General features: G+C 72.0%; 26 protein-coding genes, 1 tRNA gene and 1 pseudogene. 20 read left to right on the forward strand and 8 right to left on the reverse strand.

Going from position 1 to position 21,926, the window contains the following annotated elements:
- Positions 1-28: 28 nt before the first annotated feature.
- Together ABZ490_RS42685 and ABZ490_RS42690 are read right to left on the reverse strand one after the other, a co-directional pair.
- Entirely contained in the window at positions 29-625 is a 597-nt protein-coding gene (locus ABZ490_RS42685) for a GNAT family N-acetyltransferase (RefSeq protein WP_359003130.1), read from the reverse strand.
- A complete protein-coding gene (locus tag ABZ490_RS42690) occupies positions 618-2,753 on the reverse strand; it encodes a penicillin acylase family protein (protein ID WP_359003133.1) in 2,136 nt (711 codons plus the stop codon). Before ABZ490_RS42690 ends, ABZ490_RS42685 begins: the two co-directional genes overlap by 8 nt.
- 106 nt (positions 2,754-2,859) lie before the next feature.
- Here ABZ490_RS42690 and ABZ490_RS42695 point away from each other — a divergent pair, with 106 nt between their 5' ends.
- From ABZ490_RS42695 to ABZ490_RS42710, 4 genes are all read left to right on the forward strand, one after another.
- Positions 2,860-3,579, forward strand: coding sequence for a siderophore-interacting protein (locus ABZ490_RS42695; RefSeq protein WP_359003135.1), 720 nt, complete (start codon positions 2,860-2,862; stop codon positions 3,577-3,579).
- Between the two features lie 310 nt (positions 3,580-3,889).
- Positions 3,890-4,474, forward strand: a complete 585-nt coding sequence (locus ABZ490_RS42700; RefSeq protein ID WP_359003137.1) for an HhH-GPD-type base excision DNA repair protein — start codon at positions 3,890-3,892, stop codon at positions 4,472-4,474.
- Positions 4,475-4,583: 109 nt separating this feature from the next.
- On the forward strand, positions 4,584-4,904 hold the full coding sequence (locus tag ABZ490_RS42705) for a hypothetical protein (protein WP_359003139.1): 321 nt from the start codon (positions 4,584-4,586) through the stop codon (positions 4,902-4,904).
- Between the two features lie 46 nt (positions 4,905-4,950).
- Positions 4,951-5,076 carry a hypothetical protein gene (locus tag ABZ490_RS42710; RefSeq protein ID WP_359003141.1) on the forward strand — a complete coding sequence of 42 codons (126 nt, stop codon included), beginning with the start codon at positions 4,951-4,953 and terminating at the stop codon, positions 5,074-5,076.
- Between the two features lie 45 nt (positions 5,077-5,121).
- Here ABZ490_RS42710 and ABZ490_RS42715 read toward each other — a convergent pair.
- Positions 5,122-6,698 (reverse strand): annotated as a pseudogene (locus ABZ490_RS42715) (helicase HerA-like domain-containing protein).
- A 71-nt stretch (positions 6,699-6,769) separates the two neighbouring features.
- Between ABZ490_RS42715 and ABZ490_RS42720 the strand changes: the two are divergent.
- Positions 6,770-7,066 carry a type II toxin-antitoxin system VapB family antitoxin gene (locus ABZ490_RS42720; protein WP_004943146.1) on the forward strand — a complete coding sequence of 99 codons (297 nt, stop codon included), beginning with the start codon at positions 6,770-6,772 and terminating at the stop codon, positions 7,064-7,066.
- 122 nt (positions 7,067-7,188) lie between these two features.
- Positions 7,189-7,839: a LytR C-terminal domain-containing protein gene (locus ABZ490_RS42725; protein WP_359003143.1), complete on the forward strand. Its 651-nt coding sequence runs from the start codon at positions 7,189-7,191 to the stop codon at positions 7,837-7,839.
- Between the two features lie 144 nt (positions 7,840-7,983).
- On the opposite strand, the gene upp is transcribed toward ABZ490_RS42725, so the two are convergent.
- Complete coding sequence (upp, locus tag ABZ490_RS42730; protein ID WP_359003145.1) at positions 7,984-8,619, reverse strand: uracil phosphoribosyltransferase; 636 nt, start codon at positions 8,617-8,619, stop codon at positions 7,984-7,986.
- A gap of 130 nt (positions 8,620-8,749) precedes the next feature.
- Between upp and ABZ490_RS42735 the strand changes: the two genes are divergently transcribed.
- The 5 genes from ABZ490_RS42735 (at position 8,750) to ABZ490_RS42755 (ending at position 11,319) form a co-directional block, all read left to right on the forward strand.
- Entirely contained in the window at positions 8,750-8,956 is a 207-nt protein-coding gene (locus ABZ490_RS42735; protein ID WP_359003147.1) for a hypothetical protein, read from the forward strand.
- 333 nt (positions 8,957-9,289) lie between these two features.
- Complete coding sequence (locus ABZ490_RS42740) at positions 9,290-9,823, forward strand: hypothetical protein (RefSeq protein WP_359003238.1); 534 nt, start codon at positions 9,290-9,292, stop codon at positions 9,821-9,823.
- A 50-nt stretch (positions 9,824-9,873) separates the two neighbouring features.
- A complete protein-coding gene (tadA, locus tag ABZ490_RS42745; protein ID WP_359003240.1) occupies positions 9,874-10,305 on the forward strand; it encodes a tRNA adenosine(34) deaminase TadA in 432 nt (143 codons plus the stop codon).
- Between the two features lie 68 nt (positions 10,306-10,373).
- Positions 10,374-10,458 (forward strand) — tRNA-Ser (locus tag ABZ490_RS42750).
- A gap of 291 nt (positions 10,459-10,749) precedes the next feature.
- Positions 10,750-11,319 (forward strand): DUF4232 domain-containing protein, encoded by a 570-nt coding sequence (locus ABZ490_RS42755; protein ID WP_359003149.1) that lies wholly within the window; start codon positions 10,750-10,752, stop codon positions 11,317-11,319.
- Between the two features lie 161 nt (positions 11,320-11,480).
- On the opposite strand, the gene ABZ490_RS42760 is transcribed toward ABZ490_RS42755, so the two are convergent.
- On the reverse strand, positions 11,481-11,699 hold the full coding sequence (locus ABZ490_RS42760) for a PLDc N-terminal domain-containing protein (protein ID WP_359003151.1): 219 nt from the start codon (positions 11,697-11,699) through the stop codon (positions 11,481-11,483).
- A gap of 199 nt (positions 11,700-11,898) precedes the next feature.
- On the opposite strand from ABZ490_RS42760, the gene ABZ490_RS42765 reads away from it, so the two are divergent.
- The 5 genes from ABZ490_RS42765 to ABZ490_RS42785 all read left to right on the forward strand — a co-directional run bounded on the left by ABZ490_RS42765 (position 11,899) and on the right by ABZ490_RS42785 (position 15,496).
- Complete coding sequence (locus ABZ490_RS42765; RefSeq protein ID WP_099054080.1) at positions 11,899-12,075, forward strand: hypothetical protein; 177 nt, start codon at positions 11,899-11,901, stop codon at positions 12,073-12,075.
- 35 nt (positions 12,076-12,110) lie between these two features.
- Positions 12,111-12,404 carry a Dabb family protein gene (locus ABZ490_RS42770; RefSeq protein ID WP_359003153.1) on the forward strand — a complete coding sequence of 98 codons (294 nt, stop codon included), beginning with the start codon at positions 12,111-12,113 and terminating at the stop codon, positions 12,402-12,404.
- Between the two features lie 181 nt (positions 12,405-12,585).
- Positions 12,586-13,419, forward strand: a complete 834-nt coding sequence (locus ABZ490_RS42775; RefSeq protein WP_055637089.1) for an RNA polymerase sigma factor SigF — start codon at positions 12,586-12,588, stop codon at positions 13,417-13,419.
- Between the two features lie 370 nt (positions 13,420-13,789).
- The gene (locus ABZ490_RS42780) at positions 13,790-14,695 is read left to right on the forward strand and encodes an RNA polymerase sigma factor SigF (protein WP_359003155.1); all 906 of its coding nucleotides are present in this window, start codon (positions 13,790-13,792) and stop codon (positions 14,693-14,695) included.
- A gap of 66 nt (positions 14,696-14,761) precedes the next feature.
- On the forward strand, positions 14,762-15,496 hold the full coding sequence (locus ABZ490_RS42785) for a hypothetical protein (RefSeq protein ID WP_359003157.1): 735 nt from the start codon (positions 14,762-14,764) through the stop codon (positions 15,494-15,496).
- Positions 15,497-15,523: 27 nt separating this feature from the next.
- Here the strand turns inward: ABZ490_RS42785 and ABZ490_RS42790 are convergent, their stop codons facing one another.
- The gene (locus ABZ490_RS42790; RefSeq protein ID WP_055637087.1) at positions 15,524-15,724 is read right to left on the reverse strand and encodes a hypothetical protein; all 201 of its coding nucleotides are present in this window, start codon (positions 15,722-15,724) and stop codon (positions 15,524-15,526) included.
- Positions 15,725-15,842: 118 nt separating this feature from the next.
- On the reverse strand, positions 15,843-16,481 hold the full coding sequence (locus ABZ490_RS42795; RefSeq protein ID WP_359003159.1) for a hypothetical protein: 639 nt from the start codon (positions 16,479-16,481) through the stop codon (positions 15,843-15,845).
- A 173-nt stretch (positions 16,482-16,654) separates the two neighbouring features.
- Between ABZ490_RS42795 and ABZ490_RS42800 the strand changes: the two genes are divergently transcribed.
- The 4 genes from ABZ490_RS42800 (at position 16,655) to ABZ490_RS42815 (ending at position 21,069) form a co-directional block, all read left to right on the forward strand.
- On the forward strand, positions 16,655-17,164 hold the full coding sequence (locus tag ABZ490_RS42800) for a MarR family transcriptional regulator (protein WP_359003161.1): 510 nt from the start codon (positions 16,655-16,657) through the stop codon (positions 17,162-17,164).
- 13 nt (positions 17,165-17,177) lie between these two features.
- Complete coding sequence (locus tag ABZ490_RS42805) at positions 17,178-19,652, forward strand: MFS transporter (protein ID WP_359003163.1); 2,475 nt, start codon at positions 17,178-17,180, stop codon at positions 19,650-19,652.
- A 75-nt stretch (positions 19,653-19,727) separates the two neighbouring features.
- Complete coding sequence (locus ABZ490_RS42810) at positions 19,728-20,549, forward strand: YceI family protein (RefSeq protein WP_359003165.1); 822 nt, start codon at positions 19,728-19,730, stop codon at positions 20,547-20,549.
- Between the two features lie 49 nt (positions 20,550-20,598).
- The gene (locus ABZ490_RS42815) at positions 20,599-21,069 is read left to right on the forward strand and encodes a PPOX class F420-dependent oxidoreductase (RefSeq protein ID WP_359003167.1); all 471 of its coding nucleotides are present in this window, start codon (positions 20,599-20,601) and stop codon (positions 21,067-21,069) included.
- An 18-nt stretch (positions 21,070-21,087) separates the two neighbouring features.
- On the opposite strand, the gene ABZ490_RS42820 is transcribed toward ABZ490_RS42815, so the two are convergent.
- The gene (locus ABZ490_RS42820) at positions 21,088-21,858 is read right to left on the reverse strand and encodes a TetR/AcrR family transcriptional regulator (protein WP_359003169.1); all 771 of its coding nucleotides are present in this window, start codon (positions 21,856-21,858) and stop codon (positions 21,088-21,090) included.
- Between the last annotated feature and the right edge of the window lie 68 nt (positions 21,859-21,926).

Raw genomic sequence — 21,926 nt, forward strand, 5'->3', positions numbered from 1 at the left:
CGCCGGAAGGCTATGGCCGGGGGCGGCGCTACGGGAACAGCACCTCGCGGCGCAGGAACGCCAGTTGGGCCTTCTTCTCCGGCAGGTACACGTCCGGCAGGTCGATCTCGGGCAGGGTGACCGGCGGTCCGGCCTCGAAGCCCTGCCGCAGGAAGCGGGCGATGGCCTTCTCGTTGCGGACGTCCGGGTCCACCACGACCCGCCGCCGGCCGAGGCCGAGCAGCACATACGCGGCGAACGCCCGCATCAGCGCCGCCGACCAGCCGGAGCGCGCGCCCCGCGCGCCGGCGGGCGCGAGGAGTACATGGACGCCGATGTCGCCGGGCTCCACCGCGTAGACGTCGCCGACCCGGTCCGCGGTGGGCTCGTACGTCTGGAGCAGGCCGACCGGGGTGCCGTCGAGTTCGACGAGGAAGGCGTGGTGGGTGTCGAGGCCGGCCATGTGGGCGTAGATCTCGGCGACCTGGTCCCGGGTCAGACCGTTCATGCCCCAGAACGCGGCCCGTTCCTCGCGCACCCAGCCGTGCACGACGTCCGCGTCGCCCGCGGCGTCGAGCCGGCGGATGCCCACGGTGCCGAAGCCGTCGGCGTACTCCGTGTGGACGTGGACGTGCTGGTCAGACATCGCTCTCCTTCGTCAGCTGTGCCCAGTCGGTGACGACCGGGGCCAGCTCGCCCCTGAGCCACAGGGGCAGCTGGTCGTGGTGGTGGGGGCTGTCGGGGTGCCCGCAGGCGCCGAACGGGACCACCCACAGGCTGTCCTCGCGGCGGGCCAGGTCCCAGACGTACCGGGCGGCCGGGCCGCGCGCGGCGAGGTCGGTCCAGCCGGGCACGGCCGTGGTGCACAGCACGCAGTCGTGGTCGCCCGAGAGGGCCGGTGCCTCGTACGACGGGTCGGGCAGGGCCCGCCAGGGGGCGAGGCGGTGGGTGTCGCCCCAGCGTGCGGGCGGCTGTACGGCGATCTCCTCGACGGCCTCGCGGACCAGCCGGGGCCGGTCCACGCCGTACAGCTCCTCGGCGCGCAGGAGGTGTTCGAGGGCGAAGCCGATCCGGGGCAGCAGGGCCAGCCAGGGGAGGAGGGCCTCGGGGTAGGCGGGCGGGGTGGTCAGGGCGGCGAACGCCGGGTGGGCGGCGAGCCGGCGGACCACGGCGCCGCGCAGGGCCGCGTACCGGGCCGCGTCCTCGCTGTCCGCGTCCATACGGCGGTTCCAGCGCAGGAGGCGGGCGCGCAGCTCGGCGGCGGGGCCGGTGAGGCCGTCGAGGGCGGCGAGGTGGTCGAGGAGCGGTCCGGCGGAGGCGAGGTGGGTGTCCGTGTGGACGGCGGGCATGTCGGAGGCGGACCAGGTGTCCTTGCCGTCCAGCAGGGCGCGGATGCGGTCGGCGCGGTGCGGCGGGGCGAACTCGACGCCGAGCGGGGCGGCCGGGCCGCGCTGGTTGGCCATGACCGCGACGCCGTCGGTGAGGCCGGCGCGGGGCGTCTCGTGCCAGCCGGTCCACTCGTGGCCGGGCTCCCAGGCGGGGACCAGCCGGATGCCGTTGGCCTCGGCGCGCACGGGGACCCGGCCGGCGACCCGGTGCAGCAGTCCGCCCTCGGTGTCGGCGGCCTGGACGACGTTGACCGGCTCGGCCCAGAGGTCGAGGGCGGCGTCCACGTCGGCGACGCGGCGGGCCCTCAGCAGGGGGAGGAGGGCGCTGAAGCCGAGGTCCTCGGTGACGCGGGGCGGGTAGCGGAGGGCGAGGGCCAAGGGGACGGCGGGTGCGGGGTCGGCCGGTGCGGGGTCGGGAGAGCCGGGAGGGGTGAGGGTTTCCTCCGCAGGGTGCGCCACCCCGCTCTCCAGGCCCTCCGGGCCGCCGGCGATCACCGGCCCCCGGTCCGTCTCGATCACCTCGACCTCGACGGGCTCCTCCCCGGCCACCTCGACGGTCTCGGTGTGCCGGGCGGCGCGGCGCCAGACGCCGTCCGGGCCGAGGGCCTCGACACCGGCGCCGGTGCGGCGCAGACGTTCGCGGTAGAGGTCCTGGTAGTCGGCCATGGCGTTGGTGATGGCCCAGGCGACCGGGCCGGCGTGGCCGAAGTGGGCGATGCCGGGGATGCCGGGCACGGCGAGGCCGACGACGTCGAACTCGTCGCAGGCGAGCCGGATCTGCTGGTAGACGCCGGGATCCTCGATGAACCGGTGCGGATCGCCGGCGATGACCGCCTGCCCGGTGACGGTCCGGGCGCCGCTCACCAGCCAGCCGTTGCTGCCGGAGGTGCCGGGGCCGTCGGTGGCGAACAGGCCCACCGCCTCGGGCCCGAGGTGCCGTACGGCCTCCTCGCGCCACAGCTTGGCGGGGAACCCTGCGAACAGGATGTGGACGGAGAGCCAGACCGCGAGCGGGGTCCAGGGCTCCCAGCGGCCGGGGGCGAGCCCGACCCGGGTGAACTCGGGGGTGACGTGGAGCCCTTCGTTGACGCCGTCGACGTACGCCCGTACCCACGCGGCGGTCTCCGGATCCCGGCGCTCCAGCCGGTCGAAGCAGCGGCGGGCGGTGTCGGCGAGGCGGGCCCGGCGGACGAGGACGTCCCAGGCCACGGCCTCCGGGCCGAGGAAGGCGGCGGAGGTGCCCTGGGCGCGGTGCCGTTCGACCTCCAGCTGCCAGGCCCGGTCGCGGGCCGTGACCAGGCCCTGGGCGCGGGCGAGTGCGGGGGCGTCCGGCGCGCGCAGATGCGGAACGCCCCACGCGTCTCTGTGGATCTCGGTCGTCGTCACCGTGTGGCCCTTCTGTCCCTACTGTCCCTTCCACCGCGGGACATGTTTTAGGTTAGCCTTACCTAATCAATCGGTGCAGGAATCGTACGCGAGGGGTGTAGAGGCCATGACGCAGGGGCGGGGCTGGGAGGGCGCGGTCCTCCGGCTGATGCGGGCGAAGGACTTCACCCTGACGGTGACGGGCGCGCAGGACGTCACTCCGCGCTTCCGCCGGGTGCACCTGACCGACGGCGGGCTGCTCGCCGCGACCGGGGTGCACCCGACGATGTGGGTACGGCTGTGGTTCGACAACGCGGGCAGGCCGCACCAGCGGGCGTACACCCTGGTCGACCCCGATCCGGCGGCCGGCACCTTCTCGCTGGAGTTCGCCCTGCACGAGGGCGCGGCGAGCGACTGGGCGCGGGCGGCACGGCCCGGCGACACCGTCGAGGCGACCGTCCAGGGCAGCGCCTTCGCCACCCCCGCCCCCACCCCGGGCCGCGTCCTCGCGATCGGCGACCCGGCCTCGCTGCCGGCGATCAACTCCCTGCTGGCGGCGCTGGGCCCGGCCCCGGCGACCGTCTGGTTCGAGGGCTCCGACGGCGAGGGCGACGGCCTCCCCTTCCGCACCGACCCCGCCCGGCACGAACTGCGGCACGTCCCGCGCGCGGAGCTGGTCGAGCGGGTCCGCGCCGAGCTGCCCGCCCTGCTCACGGCCACCGCGCACCCGTACGTCTGGATCGCCTGCGACACGCGCACCACCCGCACCCTCTCGTCCTACGTCCGCAAGGACCTCGGCGTCCCCAGGGAACGGGTACACGCGCTGGGCTACTGGCGGACGGACTGAGCGGAACGGGGCGACGGCGCGGGACGGGAGCGGCCGAGCGGGGAGGGGTTTGCGGGCGGCGGCCGGCTTCGGAGCGGCAGGGGGCCGGACGAGTGAGGGCGCGTGCAGCGGCGGCCGGGTTCGGCGCGGCAGGCGGCCGGGCAGCGGTCGGGGCGTAGGAGCGGTCGGGGTGCGGCAGCGGTCAAGCGGGGAGGGGTTTGCTTGCAGGCGGCCGGGTTCGGCGCGGCAGGCGGCCCGGGCGGTGGCGGCGGGCACGTCGGCCGTGGGGTACCGGCGCGCGGGGCGGGGGACGGTCGGGGATCATCGACGCATGGACGTCACCCTTCACCTCGCCCAGGACCCCGAGGCCGACGAGCTGCTCGGCCGTTCCCCGCTGGCCGCGCTGGTCGGGATGCTGCTGGACCAGCAGGTCCCGATGGAGTGGGCGTTCAAGGGCCCCCGCACGATCGCCGACCGCCTCGGCGCCGACGACCTCGACGCGCACGACATCGCCGCCCAGGACCCGGAGGCCTTCGCCGCGCTGCTCTCCGAGAAGCCGGCCGTGCACCGCTACCCGGGTTCGATGGCCAAGCGCATCCAGCAGCTGTGCCAGTACCTCGTCGAGCACTACGACGGTGACCCCGAGGCCCTCTGGAAGGACGCCGGCACCGGCAAGGAGCTGCTGAAGCGGCTGGAGGCGCTGCCCGGCTTCGGCAAGCAGAAGGCCCAGATCTTCCTGGCGCTGCTCGGCAAGCAGCTCGGCGTCCGGCCGGAGGGCTGGCGGGAGGCCGCGGGCTCCTACGGCGAGGCGAAGTCCTTCCGGTCCGTCGCCGACATCACCGGCCCGGAGTCGCTGACGAAGGTGCGGGCGCACAAGCAGGAGATGAAGGCGGCGGCGAAGGCCGCGAAGAAGTAGGGGGCGCCACTCGGGGGCGCGCCGAGCCGGAAAGGCGCCGTCCGCCGAACGGGTGCATCCGGCCTCCACCGTGCTGAACCGCGGGCGTGTCGCGGGCAGATGACCCTCCATGAGCACCGCAGCACGCCTCCCCCGCAGCCGCACCCGGCTGCGGGTGCTCGTGCTGCTGTTCGCGCTGTTCGCCCTGCTCGTCCCGGGTGTACCCGCCGATGTCGCCACCTCGCCCGTCGTCGCCGGCGAGACCGTCGAGTACGACGCCGTGGACACCGCCGTCCGGCCCTCCCCCGGCGACCGGCGCGCCGCCGCCCCCCTGCGCCCCGCGCCCCGTCCGGCCCCGGCGCCGGGCGCACCGGCCCCGCGACCGCGGCCCGCCCCGCCCGGGACGCCGTACGCCCCCCACACCCTGCGCACCGTGGTCCTGCGCTGCTGACCGGCCCCCGCCCCAGGTCCGTCAGCACGACGCAAGGAGCACAGCCATGCCCACCGACCCCTACGCCGTCCTGCGCGCCCTGCTGCGCGCGGAGGCCGCCCGCAGCACCGCACCGAAGCCGCAGGTGAAGAAGGCCGAGCAGGAGCCTCCCGTGGTGGAACGGGACCGCTGACCGGCAGGCGGGGGCGGGGCCCGGCGGCGCGAGCCGGCCGACGGGCTACCGCCTCCGCCGGGCCGTGCCGAAGAGGGAGCGGGTGATCTCGCGTCCCACCTGGGTGCCGATGGACCGGGCGAGGGACGTGAACACGCCGCTGGTGACGACCTGTTCGACGAGGGAGGGCGACGCGTCGTCGGGCTTCGCCTCCGCCTGTTGGGCGGACGTCGAGGGCGTGGCGGCCGTCGTGGCGGTCGTCGCAGTCGTGGCCGTCGTCGCCGTCGTGGCGGTCAGCTTCTCGAATGCCGATTCTCTGTCCACAGCCTGTGCATAGCGCTCGCGCGGCGGGGACTCCCGCACCGTCCGCTCCAGGGCGGTCCCGTCCACCGGCCCCATCGGCGACTCGGGGGCCCGCAGCCGGGTCGCGGCCACCGGGGTGGGCGCCCCGTTCTCACTGAGGACCGTGATCACCGCCTCACCGGTGCCGAGGCCGGTGAGCAGCTCCTCCAGGTCGTAGGCGGAGTCCGGGAAGGTCTTCACGGTGGCCCGCAGGGCCTTCTGGTCGTCGGGCGTGAACGCCCGCAGCGCGTGCTGCACCCGGTTGCCGAGCTGGGCCAGGACCTCGCCGGGTACGTCCTTCGGGGTCTGCGTGACGAAGAACACGCCGACCCCTTTCGAGCGAATCAGCCGGACGGTCCGGGTGATCGACTCTCCTCGGACGCGTCGTCGAACAGCAGATGCGCCTCGTCGAAGAAGAAGACCAGCTCGGGCCGGTCGGCGTCGCCGATCTCCGGGAGGTCGTGGAAGAGGTCGGCCAGCAGCCACATCAGGAAGGTGGAGAAGAGCTGCGGCCGGTCCTGGACGGCGGGCAGTTCCAGGACCGAGACGATCCCCCGCCCGTCGGCCGCCCTGCGCAGGAACGCGCCGGTGTCGAACTCCGGGCTCGCCGAAGAAGCCTGCCGCTCCCTGGGCCTCGAAGGCGGTCAGGGACCGCAGGATCACGCCGGCCGTGGCGGTGGACAGCCCGCCGACGCTCTTCAGCTCCGCCCTGCCCTCGTCCGAGGTCAGGAAGTCGACGACCGCCCGCAGATCCTTGAGGTCGACCAGCTCCAGGCCCTTCTGGTCCGCGTAGTGGAAGATCAGGGCGAGGGACTGCTTCTGGGTGCGGTTCGGTTGAGCCGCAGCACCTTGGACAGCAGCACCGGTCCGAAGCTGGTGACCGTGGCCCGCAGGGGGATGCCCGGGCCCAGGCCGCCGAGGGCGTAGAACTCCGCCGGGAACCCGGTCGCCGTCCATTTCTGGCCGACTTCGCCCGCCCGCCCCCGCACCCGCTCGCCCGGCGCCGAGATGCCCGACAGGTCCCCCTTCACATCGGCGAGGAACACCGGAACGCCCTGCGCCGAGAGCTGCTCGGCGATCAGCTGGAGCGTCTTGGTCTTGCCGGTCCCGGTGGCGCCGGCGACCAGGCCGTGCCGGTTGAGCATGGGCAGCGGAATCCGGACCCGCGCCTCGGGCAGACAGCGCCCGTCCCAGAGCAGGGTGCCAAGATCCAGGGCCGGACCGGTGAACGCGTACCCGGCGGCGATCGCGTCGGCACCCTCCATCGGCAGACCCCTCGCTCCCGTTTTGCCCCTGTTCATCACAGCTTTTCCAGCGTCGCACTCGGCCGCCATGGCTGCGCCCGGAAGGTCTGGGCCGGTAGGCTTTCCGTGTGATCTTCAAGCGCATCGGAAACGGCCGGCCGTACCCCGACCACGGCCGGGAAAGCACCCGGCAGTGGGCGGACGTCGCGCCGCGCCCGGTCCGCCTCGATCAGCTGGTGACCACCAAGCAGCAGCTCGACCTGGAAACCCTGCTCGCCGAGGACTCGACCTTCTACGGCGACCTCTTCGCGCACGTGGTGAAGTGGCAGGGCGACCTCTACCTGGAGGACGGACTGCACCGCGCGGTGCGGGCGGCGCTCCAGCAGCGTCAGGTGCTGCACGCGCGCGTCCTCGAACTGGACTGAGCCGCTCCGAGCCGCTCCCGCAGTGAGCGGGGTTGGCCCTTTCGGGTTCTTTCCCCCGCCATTGAGCGATGTCGGATGATCGTTTATTAGTCACGGCCGCCCGCGCGCACTACGCTGCGCCCATGAGCATGCTGACTCCCCCCGGCATGGGCGGCAAGTACCGGATCACGGGGGACAAGTACCCCCGCATGCGCCGTCGTCGGCGGCGCGGCAGGCTGGTCGTCGTGGTCGTCGCCTGCGGTGCCGCGCTGGGCGTGGCCGGCTGGGGCACCCTGCAGCTCATCGATGTCTTCACCGGGGGCGGAGGGACGGCCTCCGCGGCCGGTTCCAAGGCCTCCTGCACGGTGAAGTCGGCCAAGGCGAGCCCGACGGCCGCCGCCTCCCCGGCCGCGCTGCCCAGGCCCGCGCAGATCACGGTGAACGTCCTCAACGCCACCACCCGCAGCGGGCTCGCCAAGACCACCGCCGACGCGCTGGAGAAGCGCGGCTTCAAGATCGGTGAGGTCGGCAACGCGCCCAAGGAGTACGACAAGAAGGTCGCCGGCGCGGCCCTGCTGCTCGGCCCGACCGCCTCGCTGAACACCTCGCTGTCCGTGCTGTCCACGCAGGTCGACGGGGCCGAGCGGCGGGCCGACGCGGGGCGCAAGGGGGCCGAGGTCGATCTGATCATCGGCGACAGGTTCCAGACGCTGAGCACCGAGGCGGAGGCGGCGAAGGCGCTGAACGTGCTGGTGTCGCCGCAGCCTGCGGCGACGACGAAGAAGGCCTGCTAGCGCTTCGGGTCCACCGGTTTTCGGGTGCGGGCCGGTGGGGGCTTGTCGCTGACACGCGGCGGAGCCGCATGTCAGCACCGCCCCGCGCCGCTGGCGTAGCAGGCCTCCTTCGGCCTTGCTACGCCCCCACCGCTCGCTCGGCTTCTACTCCGCCGCGCCGTACAGGCGGTCGCCCGCGTCGCCCAGGCCCGGGACGATGTAGCCGTGTTCGTTGAGGTGGTCGTCGACGGCCGCGGTGACGACCGTCACCGGGGTGCCCGCGAGTTCGCGCTCCATGAGTTCGACGCCCTCGGGGGCGGCCAGCAGGACCACCGCGGTCACGTCGTCGGCGCCGCGCCTGATCAGCTCGCGGATCGCGGCGACCAGGGTGCCGCCGGTGGCCAGCATCGGGTCGAGGACGTACACCTGGCGGCCGGAGAGGTCCTCCGGCATCCGCGTGGCGTACGTGGACGCCTCCAGCGTCTCCTCGTTGCGGATCATGCCCAGGAAGCCCACCTCGGCGGTCGGCAGCAGGCGGACCATGCCGTCCAGCATGCCGAGGCCCGCGCGCAGGATCGGGACGACCAGCGGACGCGGGTAGGAGAGCTTCACCCCGGTGGTCTCGGCGACCGGCGTGACGATGTCGACCTGCTCGGTGCGCACGTCACGCGTGGCCTCGTAGGCGAGCAGGGTGACCAGTTCGTCGGCCAGGCGGCGGAAGGTCGCGGAGTCCGTGCGCCGGTCGCGCAGCGTGGTGAGCTTGTGGGCGACCAGGGGGTGGTCGACGACGTGGAGACGCATGTCCACAACAGTAACCGGGCCGGACTCGCCCGGCTCCCCCGCACTCCGTGACCGGGCTTGGGCCGTTCGCCTGCATCAAACCGCCCGGGCGGGGGAATGTGGTGGAGACGGACCCGGGGTGGTGAAGCCGATGCCTGACCTGCCGAAGCGCGACGCGCCGGAGCCGACCGAGCACTCGGGTGTGCCTCGCGAGACCGACACCGAGCGCCGCAGGCGCCGCGACCGCTTCCTGCGCGAGCTGGCCGAAGCCCGGGAACTGCGGGACCGGGTGCAGCCCCGACGCGCCAGGAGCGCCCGTCTGCGTCATGCGATGCGCATGCGCACATTCCGCTGGTAGCCGAACGATCCCCTCCTGCGCGTACGGCACTTGGGACGTTCGGGGAAGATCGCCACCGTCACGGGTGGCACCGGGGGTGGGCGTGCGTGGGCGCACGGGAAAGCCGCGTACGATCCGCAGTGGCCGCAACGAGTGTGCTGGTGAGTTGCCTGCGGACGTAGTCATGGACGTGCGATCAAAACCACCGGACACAGGGAGCCGAAGACGTCCCCTGAACGCCTTGTTTCTGCCACGATTCCGAGTGGGTGGGGCTCGGAGCACAGCTCTCTCCGCCCGTAACCTCCGCCGGGGGGACCCCCAACCGGCACGCCTATGACCAGTGGGAGAGTCACGGTGTACTTCGCCGCACTGCTCGCGCGCACCGAAGACGGGTGGGAAGCGAGCGACACAGAGCTCGACGATGTGGAGACCCTGTCGGATCTCGCCGACCTGGCCCGGGAAGCCACTCCCGACGAGGACACGGTGCTCGTGCTCATCGAGCAGGAGGACTCGTGGTTCGGTGTCGTCCGCATCGATGGCGAGGAAGACCCTCGCATCTACGTCTCCGACGCCGCTGCCGCCGCCCGCAGCTCGTACGGCGAGCTGCTGCTCACCGACGAACTGCTCGGAAGGGATCCGGGTGATGACGACGACCTGGACTCCCTCGACCTCGACGGCACCGAGGACGGAGAGGACGAGGACGATGCCGACGGCGCCGACGGCGCCTCCGGTTCGGCCGAGGCCGTGCCGCACGGCCCGGTCGGCGACCCCGGGATCCTCGACGACCTCGGCGTCAGCGAGAAGGAGCTGAAGTCGCTGTCCGAGGACGCGCTCAGCGAGATCGCCGACGCCCTGGGCGCCTCGGAGGTCCTGGAGACCGTCCGCTGACCGCAGCCGAGGTGCCGCCGGACCCGGTACGCGATCCCTGGCGGGCCGCCATGCGGCTCGCCCTGGACGAGGCCCGGCTGGCCGTCCGGGGCGGAGACGTCCCGGTCGGTGCCGTGGTGCTGGCTCCGGACGGCACGACGGTCCTCGCGGCCGGCCACAACGAACGCGAGGCCGGCGGCGATCCCACGGCCCACGCGGAGGTGCTCGCCATCCGGCGGGCGGCCGCGCGGCTCGGGGAGTGGCGGCTGACCGGCTGCACGCTGGTCGTCACGCTGGAGCCCTGCACGATGTGCGCGGGCGCGCTCGTGCAGTCCCGGGTGGACCGGGTCGTCTACGGCGCCCGCGACGACAAGGCGGGCGCGGCCGGTTCCCTGTGGGACGTCGTCCGCGACCGCAGGCTCAACCACCGGCCCGAGGTCGTCGAGGGCGTCCTCGCCGACGAGTGCGCGGGGCTCCTCACGGAGTTCTTCCGCACCCGCTGACGCGCCGCTGCCGACCTCCTCGAATACCGATTTCAAACCACGCCCCCGCGTGCTGTAGGGTCTCCCTCGGTAGCGTGTCCGAGCGGCCGAAGGAGCTCGCCTCGAAAGCGAGTGTGGCGCAAGTCACCGAGGGTTCAAATCCCTCCGCTACCGCTGACAGAAGAGGCGCCCGGTTCATCGAACCGGGCGCCTCTTCGGCTTCCGTCTTCGCGACTCTCCGGACGGAAGCGTCGTAACCCGTGGCGCGCTGGAGGCGCTTCTGTCTGCCCTGACGGCCAACTGCACGGGTGCAGCCTGTCGTCACCGTTCCGTCACAAGCAGTCGTCGCACGGAACCCTGCCGCTCGACCGCCCTATCTGCACTCACGTACCACGACCACGCGTACCGCGGGGCAACAACCGACGACCGAAACCCGCGGACGAGACGACTCAGGGGGACCACAGCATGCGGCACAGCAACGGCATTCGCAGGGCGGCTCTGGCGACGACGGCGTTCACGGCCCTCGCGGCGGCGGTGACCGGCATCCTGCCCGGCACCGCCATGGCGGCGAGCACCACCACCTCCACCCCGCCGCCCGCCTGCCCGGCCTCCGCCCTCCAGGTCAGCGCCCGGCAGGCCGTCCACCGGCCCGTCGGCACGGGGACCGGGGCGGCGGTCGTGCAGTTCACCAACGTCTCCCGGAGGACGTGCGTCCTGAAGGGCCATCCGACGGTCGCGGGCGCCGGCAACGGCTCCCCCTCCCACAACACCCCGCTCAAGGTCACCCGCACCGGCAGGGCGGCCACCGTGACGGTCCGGCCGCACGGCAAGGCGTGGGTGAAGCTGACCTTCGTCCAGGTCCAGGGGGAGGCCGACGGCTACTGCGTGTCGGGCAAGGACCCGGTGACGTATCCGACGATGGTCATCGGGGTGCCGCACTCCGGGAAGCACCAGGTCGCCCTGAACGACGGGGTGTGGGCCGAGTGCGACAACAAGGTGACCGTCACCCCGGTCTCGGCGGTCAAGCCTTCCTGACCAACACGAACAGACCTCGAGGCGTCCGGTTCATCGAACCGGGCGCCTCTTCGGCTTTCCTCGCTACGGTGGACGCTGCCGTGCAGGTGGTGCGAGGCACCCAAGGAACATCGCCGCCGCAACAGGGTCCTGTCGGCGGTCCTGGAATTCCTGGACGGCCTCTAGGCCTGTGCCGCGTTCGCTATCTGCTTCTTGCCGAAGTAGGTCCAGATCAGGGCGGCGCAGACCGAGCCGTGCAGGAGGATGAGCAGCCACAGCAGCTTGGGCAGGAAACGCACGTGCTCCCTGGGGGTGCGGATGCAGTCGATCAGCGCCCACACCGTGATGGCGGCGACCAGGACGATCAGGACGAGGACCGGCAGGTCCATCAACTGCAGCATGTGTCTTCTCCCTTGCTGGGGCAGTGGCTCGGTGCCGCCTTCACCCCCTCATCGGACGAGGCCTCCCGATCGGTTCACGGATGCGCGAAGAAAATTCACGGGCACGCCGCACCCGCTCAAAAGCGGTGTGTAAATCGCACTTACGGTTACACTCGCCGCCGTCAACAGGGGCCCCAGCGGCCACGACAGGGGAGGCCAGGTGGCGGTGAACGCCAAGAAGATCGCCGTCTACATACTCGTGGTCTTCGCGCTGTACGTGATCATCACGGACCCGTCCAGGGCGGCGGACTACGTCCAGATAGGCTTCGAGGGCATATCGGACGCCGCCAAGGCCATCGGCGACTTCTTCACCTGGCTCGCCAACGGGGCTCACTAGCCGCCGGGCCCAGCAGCACGCATCGGGGAGTGCCCATGATCCGCCATCTGGTCCTGTTCAAGCTGAACGAGGGTGTCGAGCGCGACGATCCCCGCGTGGTCGAGGGCGAGGCGGCCTTCCGGGCGCTCGGCGGACAGATCGAGGAGCTGGCCTTCTGGGAACTGGGCTGGAACATCAGCGACCGGCCCATCGCCCACGACTTCGCGATCAACTCGGCGGTCGAGGACGCGGACGCCCTGAAGCGGTACATCGAGCACCCGGCGCACCAGGCGGGCGTCGCCCTGTGGCGGGAGTTCGCCACCTGGGTGGTCGCCGACTACACGTTCTGAGCCCCGCCCGCGGAACCGGAGAGCCCCCGCCGGACGGCGGGGGGCTCTTGCACGCCCTCGTTTGCCCCAACTTCTCCCTCAACACGGTGTTATGGGGTGCTTGCACACAGTGCACATGTCTTGTGATGCTATGACCGCTTTTGACGGATGAGTGGACCGATGTTGTTGACCTGACAAAGAGGTGGCGTTGACCGTGTCGGCCAGTACTGCGCCCCCTCAGGAAGAGGCCCCGGCCCCGGGCCCCGAGCGGCGCCGCGGCGCCGACACCCGGGCGCTCACCCAGGTGCTCTTCGCGGAGCTGAAGGAGCTCCAGCCGGGCACCCCGGAACACAACCGGGTCCGCGGGGCGCTCATCGAGGCCAACCTCCCGCTCGTGCGCTACGCGGCCGCACGGTTCCGCTCCCGCAACGAGCCGATGGAGGACGTGGTCCAGGTCGGCACCATCGGACTGATCAACGCCATCGACCGCTTCGACCCGGAGCGGGGCGTGCAGTTCCCGACCTTCGCCATGCCGACCGTCGTCGGCGAGATCAAGCGCTACTTCCGGGACAACGTCCGCACGGTCCACGTACCGCGCCGGCTGCACGAGCTGTGGGTGCAGGTGAACAGCGCGACCGAGGACCTGACCACCGCCTTCGGCCGCACCCCGACCACCGCCGAGATCGCCGAGCGGCTGCGCATCGGCGAGGACGAGGTCCTGTCCTGCATCGAGGCCGGGCGGTCGTACCACGCGACCTCCCTGGAGGCCGCCCAGGAGGGCGACGGACTGCCGGGCCTGCTGGACCGCCTCGGTTACGAGGACCCGGCCCTGGACGGCGTCGAACACCGCGACCTCGTCCGCCATCTCCTCGTCCAACTCCCGGAACGCGAACAGAGAATCCTCCTGCTGCGCTATTACAGCAATCTCACGCAGTCTCAGATCAGCGCGGAACTCGGCGTCTCACAGATGCACGTTTCCCGGCTACTCGCGCGTAGCTTCCAGCGGCTGCGTTCCGCGAACCGTATCGAGGCCTAGCGAAACGTGGGGACGTGGGAGCACGGCCGTATGCACAGGCGCACAGGTGGGGCGCACGCATAGGGCGCACGGCTCTGGTTACGTCATCCGATGGGTGTTCGCATGCAGGAGCGAGAAGTCACCGGTGAGAGCGAATCCCTCACCAGGGCACTTCCCGACATATCTGCGCTGAAAAACCGTCACACCCCCTGTTTCCAGGGCTGATTCGTCACTGTGGTGTCGACATGTCACTACAGCGTGTTGCCGACATGTGACATTCTCCTGGAAGCGCGTTTGCCGGGGCTTCGGCTCCGGTATTCAGGTGAAGGCTGACGTTCTCCACTGGCGGGGAACGAACGCCGCGACCGTCCCGCGACCCAAAGGGGGTGGCATGTCCGCAGACCAGGGCAGCTCGAAGGTGCTCACGCTCACGAAGAGCGAGACCGAGCCCGTCGCGCCCGTCGAGACCGATGTCCTCGACGACGTCACGGCCCTCGAGGCCGCCGCGCCGGCTCCGGCCCTCCCGTCCTCCGGTGCCATCGACACCCGCACCCTGTCCCGCTCCCTGTTCCTGCGACTGGCCGCACTCGACGAGAACAGCCCCGAACGGGTCTACGTCCGGGACACCCTCATCGAGCTCAACCTCCCGCTCGTCCGCTACGCCGCCGCCCGATTCCGCTCGCGCAACGAGCCGATGGAGGACATCGTCCAGGTCGGCACCATCGGCCTGATCAAGGCCATCGACCGCTTCGACTGCGAACGCGGCGTGGAGTTCCCGACGTTCGCGATGCCGACCGTCGTGGGCGAGATCAAGCGGTTCTTCCGCGACACCTCGTGGTCGGTCCGCGTCCCGCGCCGGCTCCAGGAGCTGCGCCTGGCCCTCACCAAGGCCAGCGACGAGCTCTCCCAGAAGCTGGACCGCTCGCCGACGGTCGCCGAACTCGCCGCGGTCCTCGGCGTCTCCGAGGAGGACGTGGTCGACGGCCTCGCCGTCGGCAACGCGTACACGGCCTCCTCGCTGGACTCCCCGGCACCCGAGGACGACGGCGGCGAGGGCTCCCTGGCCGACCGCCTCGGCTACGAGGACACGGCCCTGGAGGGCGTGGAGTACCGGGAGTCGCTCAAGCCCCTGCTGGCGAAGCTCCCGCCGCGCGAGCGCCGCATCATCATGCTGCGCTTCTTCGCCAACATGACGCAGTCCCAGATCGGCGAGGAGGTCGGCATCTCACAGATGCACGTCTCCCGCCTGCTGACCCGCACCCTGGCCCAGCTCCGCGAGGGCCTGATCTCGGACTGAGGGTTCCTCACCGGGGGTTCCCCACCGGGGGTTCCTTGCTGACGTCCCGTCAGCCACACTGTCGCGATGCGCGCGACACCGGAAGGAACGACGGAACGGTCACGCGGCCGTCGGCGCGCCCTGTGGGGCCTGTCGGCGGCCGTCGCCGTGGCGGCGGGGGCGGCGGGCGTCCTCGGGGCGTACGGCGGTGACGGGCACGGACGGGACTACGTCGCGGTCGGCGCCCCGGGCGGGAGACCACCGTCGGCGGGGCCCACGGGAGGCGTACGACTGGTGCCGCTCGACGAGCCGTCGGACAGCGGCCCGTCCCGGTCGGAAGGGGCCGGCACTCCGGACGCCCCAGGGACATCGGCGGCCAGTCCGCCCGCGACGGCGACCAACTCACCGGTACGGAACACGGGCCCTGGCGCGGACACGGACCCGGACCCGGACAGACCGTCGCCGCAGACCCCGTCCCCCTCGCCCACACCCACGGGCACGGCCGGTACGCCCGCCCCGGCCGCCCTCCTCACGAGCGACCCCGTACGCACCCCCACCGACCACCGCTGGTGCGAGGACGTGACGCTGACCTTCCGCAACACGGGCGGTACGCCGGTGCGTTCGGGCACGGTCACCTTCGGGACGCACGTCATCGACGCCCTCGGCATCGACTGGTCCACCGTCGAGTCGACGGTGGAACTCCCCGCGCCCCTCGCCCCCGGCGGACGGAGGGAACGGACCTGGACGGTGTGCGTCGAGGCCTGGAGGGTGCCGCTGGGGATGCGGGTCGAGACGCGGGACGTGTCCGTGCGGTGGGAGTAGCGGTGGGGGCGGGGGCGGGGGCGTCGGTTACTTCAGCGCCAGCCAGGCGACCGCCGCCACGATCGCCACGGCGGCGACGATGCCGATGATCAGGCCGATGCGGGGGCCGGCCGGCGCGGGCGCCTGACGGGAGGTGGCCTGGGGGCCGCCCTCGTCGACGAACGCGCGGAACATCTGGGTGCTGCCGGCGGGGTCGTGGTTGCCCTGCGGGCCCTGGGTGTTAGCCATGGCCAGAGACCCTAGCGAAAACCGTGGCGACGGCCCAAGCGGGGGTCCCGCAACGACGTCCGCCGAGACGTCCACCGAGGCATCCTCCGCGAAACCCTCCGCGACGCCCTCCGGCGCTCTACAAGGTGCCTGCCTCCGGCCAGTTCGACCAGTGGGTGTTCGGCGGCAGGGTCGGGCGGTAGCGGGCCGGGTCCCCCGACTCCAGCACCTCCGCCAGCAGGCGGAACGTCTCGTGATCGCCGGGGGCGCTGTCCGAGAGGTCCTCCGGCTGGTTCCACTCCTCCAGGCGCAGCAGCAGCGGCAGATCGGCGGGTATCTCCTCGCGCAGCTCCGTCCCGTCGGCCAGCAGCAGCTCCCGGTGGGCGGGGGCCAGCTCCCGGAAGACGTCCTGGAGCGGTGTCCCGGCCCCGGCGGTCACCGTCAGCGGGGTGCCGTTCACCACGAGCGGGACTCCGCCGACGTACCGCTCGGTGTCCTCGGGGTCGATCGCGTCCATGTTGTCCACCCGGTCCAGGAAGGCGCCGTAGCCGGGCCCGGAGCCGGTGAGGCAGTTGCCGTAGCGGTAGAGGACGCAGGACAGGCCGGCCTCGCGCGGGTTGTAGCCGAGGATCTCCACGACCATGGCCCAGCGCGCGGTGTCGCCGAAGAGGTGGAGGCGGACGTCGGCGGGATAGACGTAGCCGTTGTTCAGGTCGGGGAACGTCCCGTTGCCCGCGTGCCGGTCGAACTGCCCCAGGATCGACGAGGTCGTGATCATGCGCCCACCCTAGGGCGGACCACTGACAATCCGGCCACGACCCCATCCACCTGCACATTTACCCCAGCAATACTTGCCTTTGCCAAGTTTTTGCGGCACCCCGCCGCCGTTTTATTTGCCTGCGGCAACCAACCACTCTTATGGTTGCCCCAAGCAACAAACAAGGAGGGGTGATGGCCGCGCAGGCGCAGTACGAGGAACTGGCGCGTCAGCTCAGTGCCTTCGGAGTCGTGAAGCGGGACCTCGGGCGGATCATGCCGGCCGACTGCTCCCCCGGCTCCGCCGCCGTGCTGACCCTCCTCGGCCGCCACGGCGAGATGCGCATGAGCAATCTCTCCGAGCTGCTCGCCGTCGACATGTCGGTGACCAGCCGGCATGTCGCGCACCTCGCCGAGCGGGGCTGGATCGACCGGTCCCCGGACCCGGCGGACAAGCGCTCCCGCATCCTGCGGCTGACGCCCGAGGGCCGCACGGTGCTCGCCGAGCTGTACCGGCGCAGCGTCGGCCTCCTGGCGGAGCGCCTGAACGACTGGACCGACGACGAGATCGGCCAGCTCATCCGGCTGATGAGCCGGCTGCGCGCCGACTTCGGCGACTGCCGGGGCACCGCGCACCGGCCGCCGGCGGGTCAGGCGCCCGACTCGCCTCCCCTGTTGCACGAGACCACCCGTACACACGCGTAAGAGAAGGAAGTCCATGGCAACGACCACACCGGCCGGTGTGCGGGCCCACGGCAGGCACGGGGGCGGGCACGACGCCCACGCCCCGATGACGCACCGGCAGATCATGGAGGCCCTCTCCGGCCTTCTGCTCGGCATGTTCGTGGCGATCCTGTCGTCCACGATCGTCTCCAACGCCCTCCCGGAGATCATCGGCGACCTCGGCGGCGGCCAGTCCGCCTACACCTGGGTCGTGACCGCCACCCTGCTGGCGATGACCGCGACCACCCCGCTCTGGGGCAAGCTCGCCGACCTCTACGACAAGAAGGCGCTCGTCCAGATAGCGCTGGTGATCTACGTCCTCGGATCGGCGGCGGCCGGGCTCTCGCAGAACCCCGGCATGCTGATCGCCTGCCGAGTCGTGCAGGGTGTCGGCGTCGGCGGTCTCTCCGCCCTCGCGCAGATCGTGATGGCCGCGATGATCTCGCCGCGGGAGCGCGGCCGTTACTCCGGCTACCTCGGCGCCACCTTCGCCGTCGCCACCGTCGGCGGCCCGCTGCTCGGCGGTGTCATCACCGACACCTCCTGGCTGGGCTGGCGCTGGTGCTTCTACGTCGGCGTCCCCTTCGCCGTGATCGCGCTGATCGTGCTCCAGAAGACCCTGCACCTGCCGGTCGTGAAGCGGGACGTGAAGGTCGACTGGGCCGGCGCGTTCTTCATCTCCGCCGCCGTCTCCCTGCTGCTCGTCTGGGTCACCTTCGCGGGTGACAAGTACGACTGGCTGTCCTGGCAGACGTACACGATGGTCGCGGGTTCGGTCCTGCTCGGCGCGGTGTTCGTGCTCGTCGAGTCGAAGGCCGCCGAGCCGATCATCCCGCTGCGGCTGTTCCGCAACCGGACCATCACCCTCTCCTCCATCGCCTCGATGTTCGTGGGCGTGGCGATGTTCTCCGGCACGGTGTTCTTCGCCCAGTACTTCCAGCTCGCGCGGGACGAGTCCCCGACCATGTCCGGGGTGCTGACCATCCCGATGATCGGCGGCCTGTTCGTCTCCTCCACCGTCTCCGGGCAGTTCATCACCCGCACGGGCAAGTGGAAGGCGTGGCTGGTCAGCGGTGGTGTGCTCATCACGGCGGGCCTCGGTCTGCTGGGCACCGTCCGCTACGACACGGACTACTGGAAGACCGCGGTCTTCATGGCGCTGCTGGGGCTCGGCGTCGGCATGATGATGCAGAACCTGGTGCTGTCCACGCAGAACCAGGTGGAGCCGAAGGACCTCGGCTCGGCCAGCTCGACCGTCACCTTCTTCCGCTCCCTCGGCGGTGCGATGGGCGTCTCGGCGCTCGGTGCCGTGATGGCGAACCGCATCACCGACTACGCCAAGGACGGCATCGCCGGTCTCGGCCCGAAGTACGCCGCGCTCGCGTCCGGTTCCGACTCCTCCGGCACGATCCCGGACATGGACAAGCTGCCCGCGCCGCTGCGCACGGTCATGGAGGACGCGTACGGCCACGGCATCGCGGACGTCTTCCTGATCGCCTCCGGGCTGGCCCTGCTCGCCTTCCTGATCACGCTGTTCATCAAGGAGGTCCCGCTGCGGACCAAGGGCGCGCTGGCCCACGCGGCGGAGGCGGAGGGCGAGGCGCAGACCCCGGCGGGGGCGACGGCGGAGGCCACGGCTCCAGCGCAGGTGGAGCAGCACACGCCCAGCCGGGCGGCCGCCGACGCGCCCGCCCAGGAGTCCGGCGCCAAGGCCGTCCCGGTCCGCGGATTCGTCCGAGGCGCCGAGAGCGCGCCGGTCCCGCAGGCCGCCGTCACGCTGATCTCCCTGGCCGGACGCCAGCTGGGCCGGTCGGTCGCGCAGGCCGACGGCGCGTACGCGCTGGACGCGCCCGGGACGGGGTCGTACGTCCTGATCGCCTCGGCGGACGGGTTCCAGCCGCAGGCGTCCACGATCGTCGTGAACGGCGAGCCACTCGCGTACGACATCCTGCTCAGCGGGACCAGCGGCCTCACCGGGGTCGTCCGGGCCGCCGGGTCGGGCGAGGGCGTGAAGGACGCGATGGTCGTCGTCACCGATGTGCGCGGCGAGCTGCTGGCCACCGCGGCCACCGGTGACCAGGGCGAGTTCGCCGTCACCGAGCTGGTGCCGGGCGGGGTGACCGTCGCGGTGAACGCCGCCGGGTTCCGGCCGCGCGCCCTGCCCGTCGAGATCGGCGCGACCGGGGTGACCCGGGTCGAGGTCGGGCTGGACGCGGGCGCCCTGCTCCAGGGAATCGTGCGGGCACCGCACGGGCCGCTGGCCGACGCGCGGGTGACGCTCGTCGACGCGGCGGGCAACGTCCTGGGCTCGGCCACGACCGGCGCGGACGGGGCGTACGCCTTCGCGGACCTGGACGGCGGCGAGTACACGGTCATCGCGACCGGCTATCCGCCGGTGGCCGGCACGCTGACGGTGACTGGGTCCGGCGTGGACGGCCATGACATCGAGCTCGCCCACCCCGGCGAGTGACCGACCAGCAATCCCTCCGGCCCGGTGCGGGGTTCGCCCCCGCACCGGGCCGGTTCCAGTCGAGGAGCAGGTGAGATGGGACTGACCGCGAGGATCCGCACGCGGGACGGATGGGCCGTGTCGCACGCGGTCGTCACGGTGACCGACATGACCGGTACGCAGGTGCTGCGGGCCGAGGCGGACGACGAGGGTGTCGTACGGGACGCGTCGGGGTTCGCGCCGGGGCCGTACACCGTGATCGTCACGGCCGTCGGGTACGGGCCCGTGGCGTCCACCGCGCTCGTCACCGCGAGCGGACGGGTGGACGTGGGCGGTGTGACGCTGGCCCGGCAGGGCGGGACCGAGCTGCCGCCGCCCGGGCCGTGGACGGTCGACCCGGCGCACTCCACGGTCGGCGCGGTCGCCCGGCACCTGGGCATCTCCAGTGTGCGGGGCCGGTTCACCGACTTCTCGGCGGCGATCGAGATCGCCCCGGACGACGTCACCGGGTCGCGGGTGGAGGCGGTGATCCGGGCGGACTCCATCGACACCGGCAACGGCACCCGCGACACGCATCTGCGGTCGGCGGACTTCCTGGACGCCGTGCGGCACCCGGAGATCACCTACCGCTCGACCGGGCTGACGGTCGCCGGCCCCGACCGCTGGACGGTCCACGGCGATCTCTCCCTGCGCGGTGTCGTACGGCCCGTCGACCTGGACCTCGCCCACCTCGGCACCGGCGCCGACCCCTGGGGCGGCACCCGCGCCGCCTTCCGCGCGACGGCCGAACTCCACCGCGAGGACTTCGCGATGACCTACAACCAGGTCGTCCAGGCGGGCATCGCCGCGATCGGCACGACCCTGCGGGTGGAGCTGGAGGTCCAGGCGGTGCAGGGCGCGTCGCTGCCCGGAGCGTAGGACCGGCGGGGTCACCCACGGAGGCGCCGCGTCCGCCTAGGCTGACGGCATGGCACCGAACATCGCGACCAACACCGCCGTCTCGCTCGACGAGCTGCTGGAGTTCGTACGACCCCGTCACCGCGCGATCCTGCTGACCCGGCGGGGTGACGGCGGGCCCCAGGGGTCGCCGCTGACCTGCGGCGTCGACGACTCGGGGCGGATCGTGGTCTCCACCTACCCGGAGCGGGCCAAGACGCGCAACGCCAAGCGGGACGAGCGGGTGAGCCTGCTCGTGCTGAGCGACGACTGGGACGGGCCGTGGGTGCAGGTCGACGGGACGGCCGAGGTGCTGGACGCGCCGGAGTCCGTCGAGCCGCTGGTGGAGTACTTCCGGAACATCGCGGGGGAGCATCCCGACTGGGAGGAGTACCGGGCGGCGATGGTGCGGCAGGGGAAGTCGATCATCCGGATCACTCCGGTGCGGTGGGGGCCGGTTGCCACCGGCGGCTTTCCGGCGCGGCTTGCCTCCGGGGATTGATGTACGGGTGCGGGCGCCCTAGCTCTCCTCGGCCTTGGCTGCCATGGCTTCGATGCCCGCGATCAAGAGGTCCAGGGCGTATTCGAAGTCCCGTTCCCACATCTCCTCGACCGTGTCGCCGCCTCGGGCCGCCATGATGTCCTCGCTCTCCTTGACCACGTCGGCGGCCTGGGGGGCCTGGGTGACCGTGGTGAGGGCCTTGCGGAAGTAGGCGTCGGGGGTCAGGCCGGCGGCCGTGGAGCGGGCGATGAAGTGGCCCTCGATCGTGCCGAAGCCGTACACGAACTGGAAGACGGAGGAGGTCGCCGCCGCCAGCCCGTGGGTGGGCAGGCCGGTGCGGCGGACGATCTGCTGGACGGTGCGGGAGAACGCGAGGTTGTTCGGGCCGATGTTGAGGAACGTGCCCGCCAGCGGTGACACCCAGGGGTGGCGGACCAGCAGGGCGCGGTAGGAGCGGGCCAGGGCGCGCAGCTGGTCGCGCCAGTCCTCGTCCTCGTTCGCCGCGTCGGGCAGCTCCATGCCCTCGAAGGTCGCGTCCAGGGCGAGTTCGAGGAGGTCGTCCTTGGTGTCGACGTACCAGTACACGGACATCGCCGTCACGTTCAGCTCGGCCGCCAGCCGCCGCATGGAGAACTTGGCGAGACCCTCCGCGTCCAGCAGCCGTACGGTGACCTCGGTGATCCGCGTCAGGTCGAGCCCGGAGGGCTGGCCACCGCCCCGGCCGCGCCGCCGTGCCTTGCCCTCCAGCCACACGCTGTGGTGCGGGGCGTCCTTGGCGGTCTCGGCCATGGCAGGGCACCTTCCTCTTCGTCCGGTACGGGGAACTGTGTTCCGGTACTGGGGAAGATGCTAGGCCT

The sequence above is a fragment of the Streptomyces sp. NPDC005811 genome (assembly GCF_040630405.1).
Taxonomy (GTDB): Bacteria; Actinomycetota; Actinomycetes; order Streptomycetales; family Streptomycetaceae; genus Streptomyces.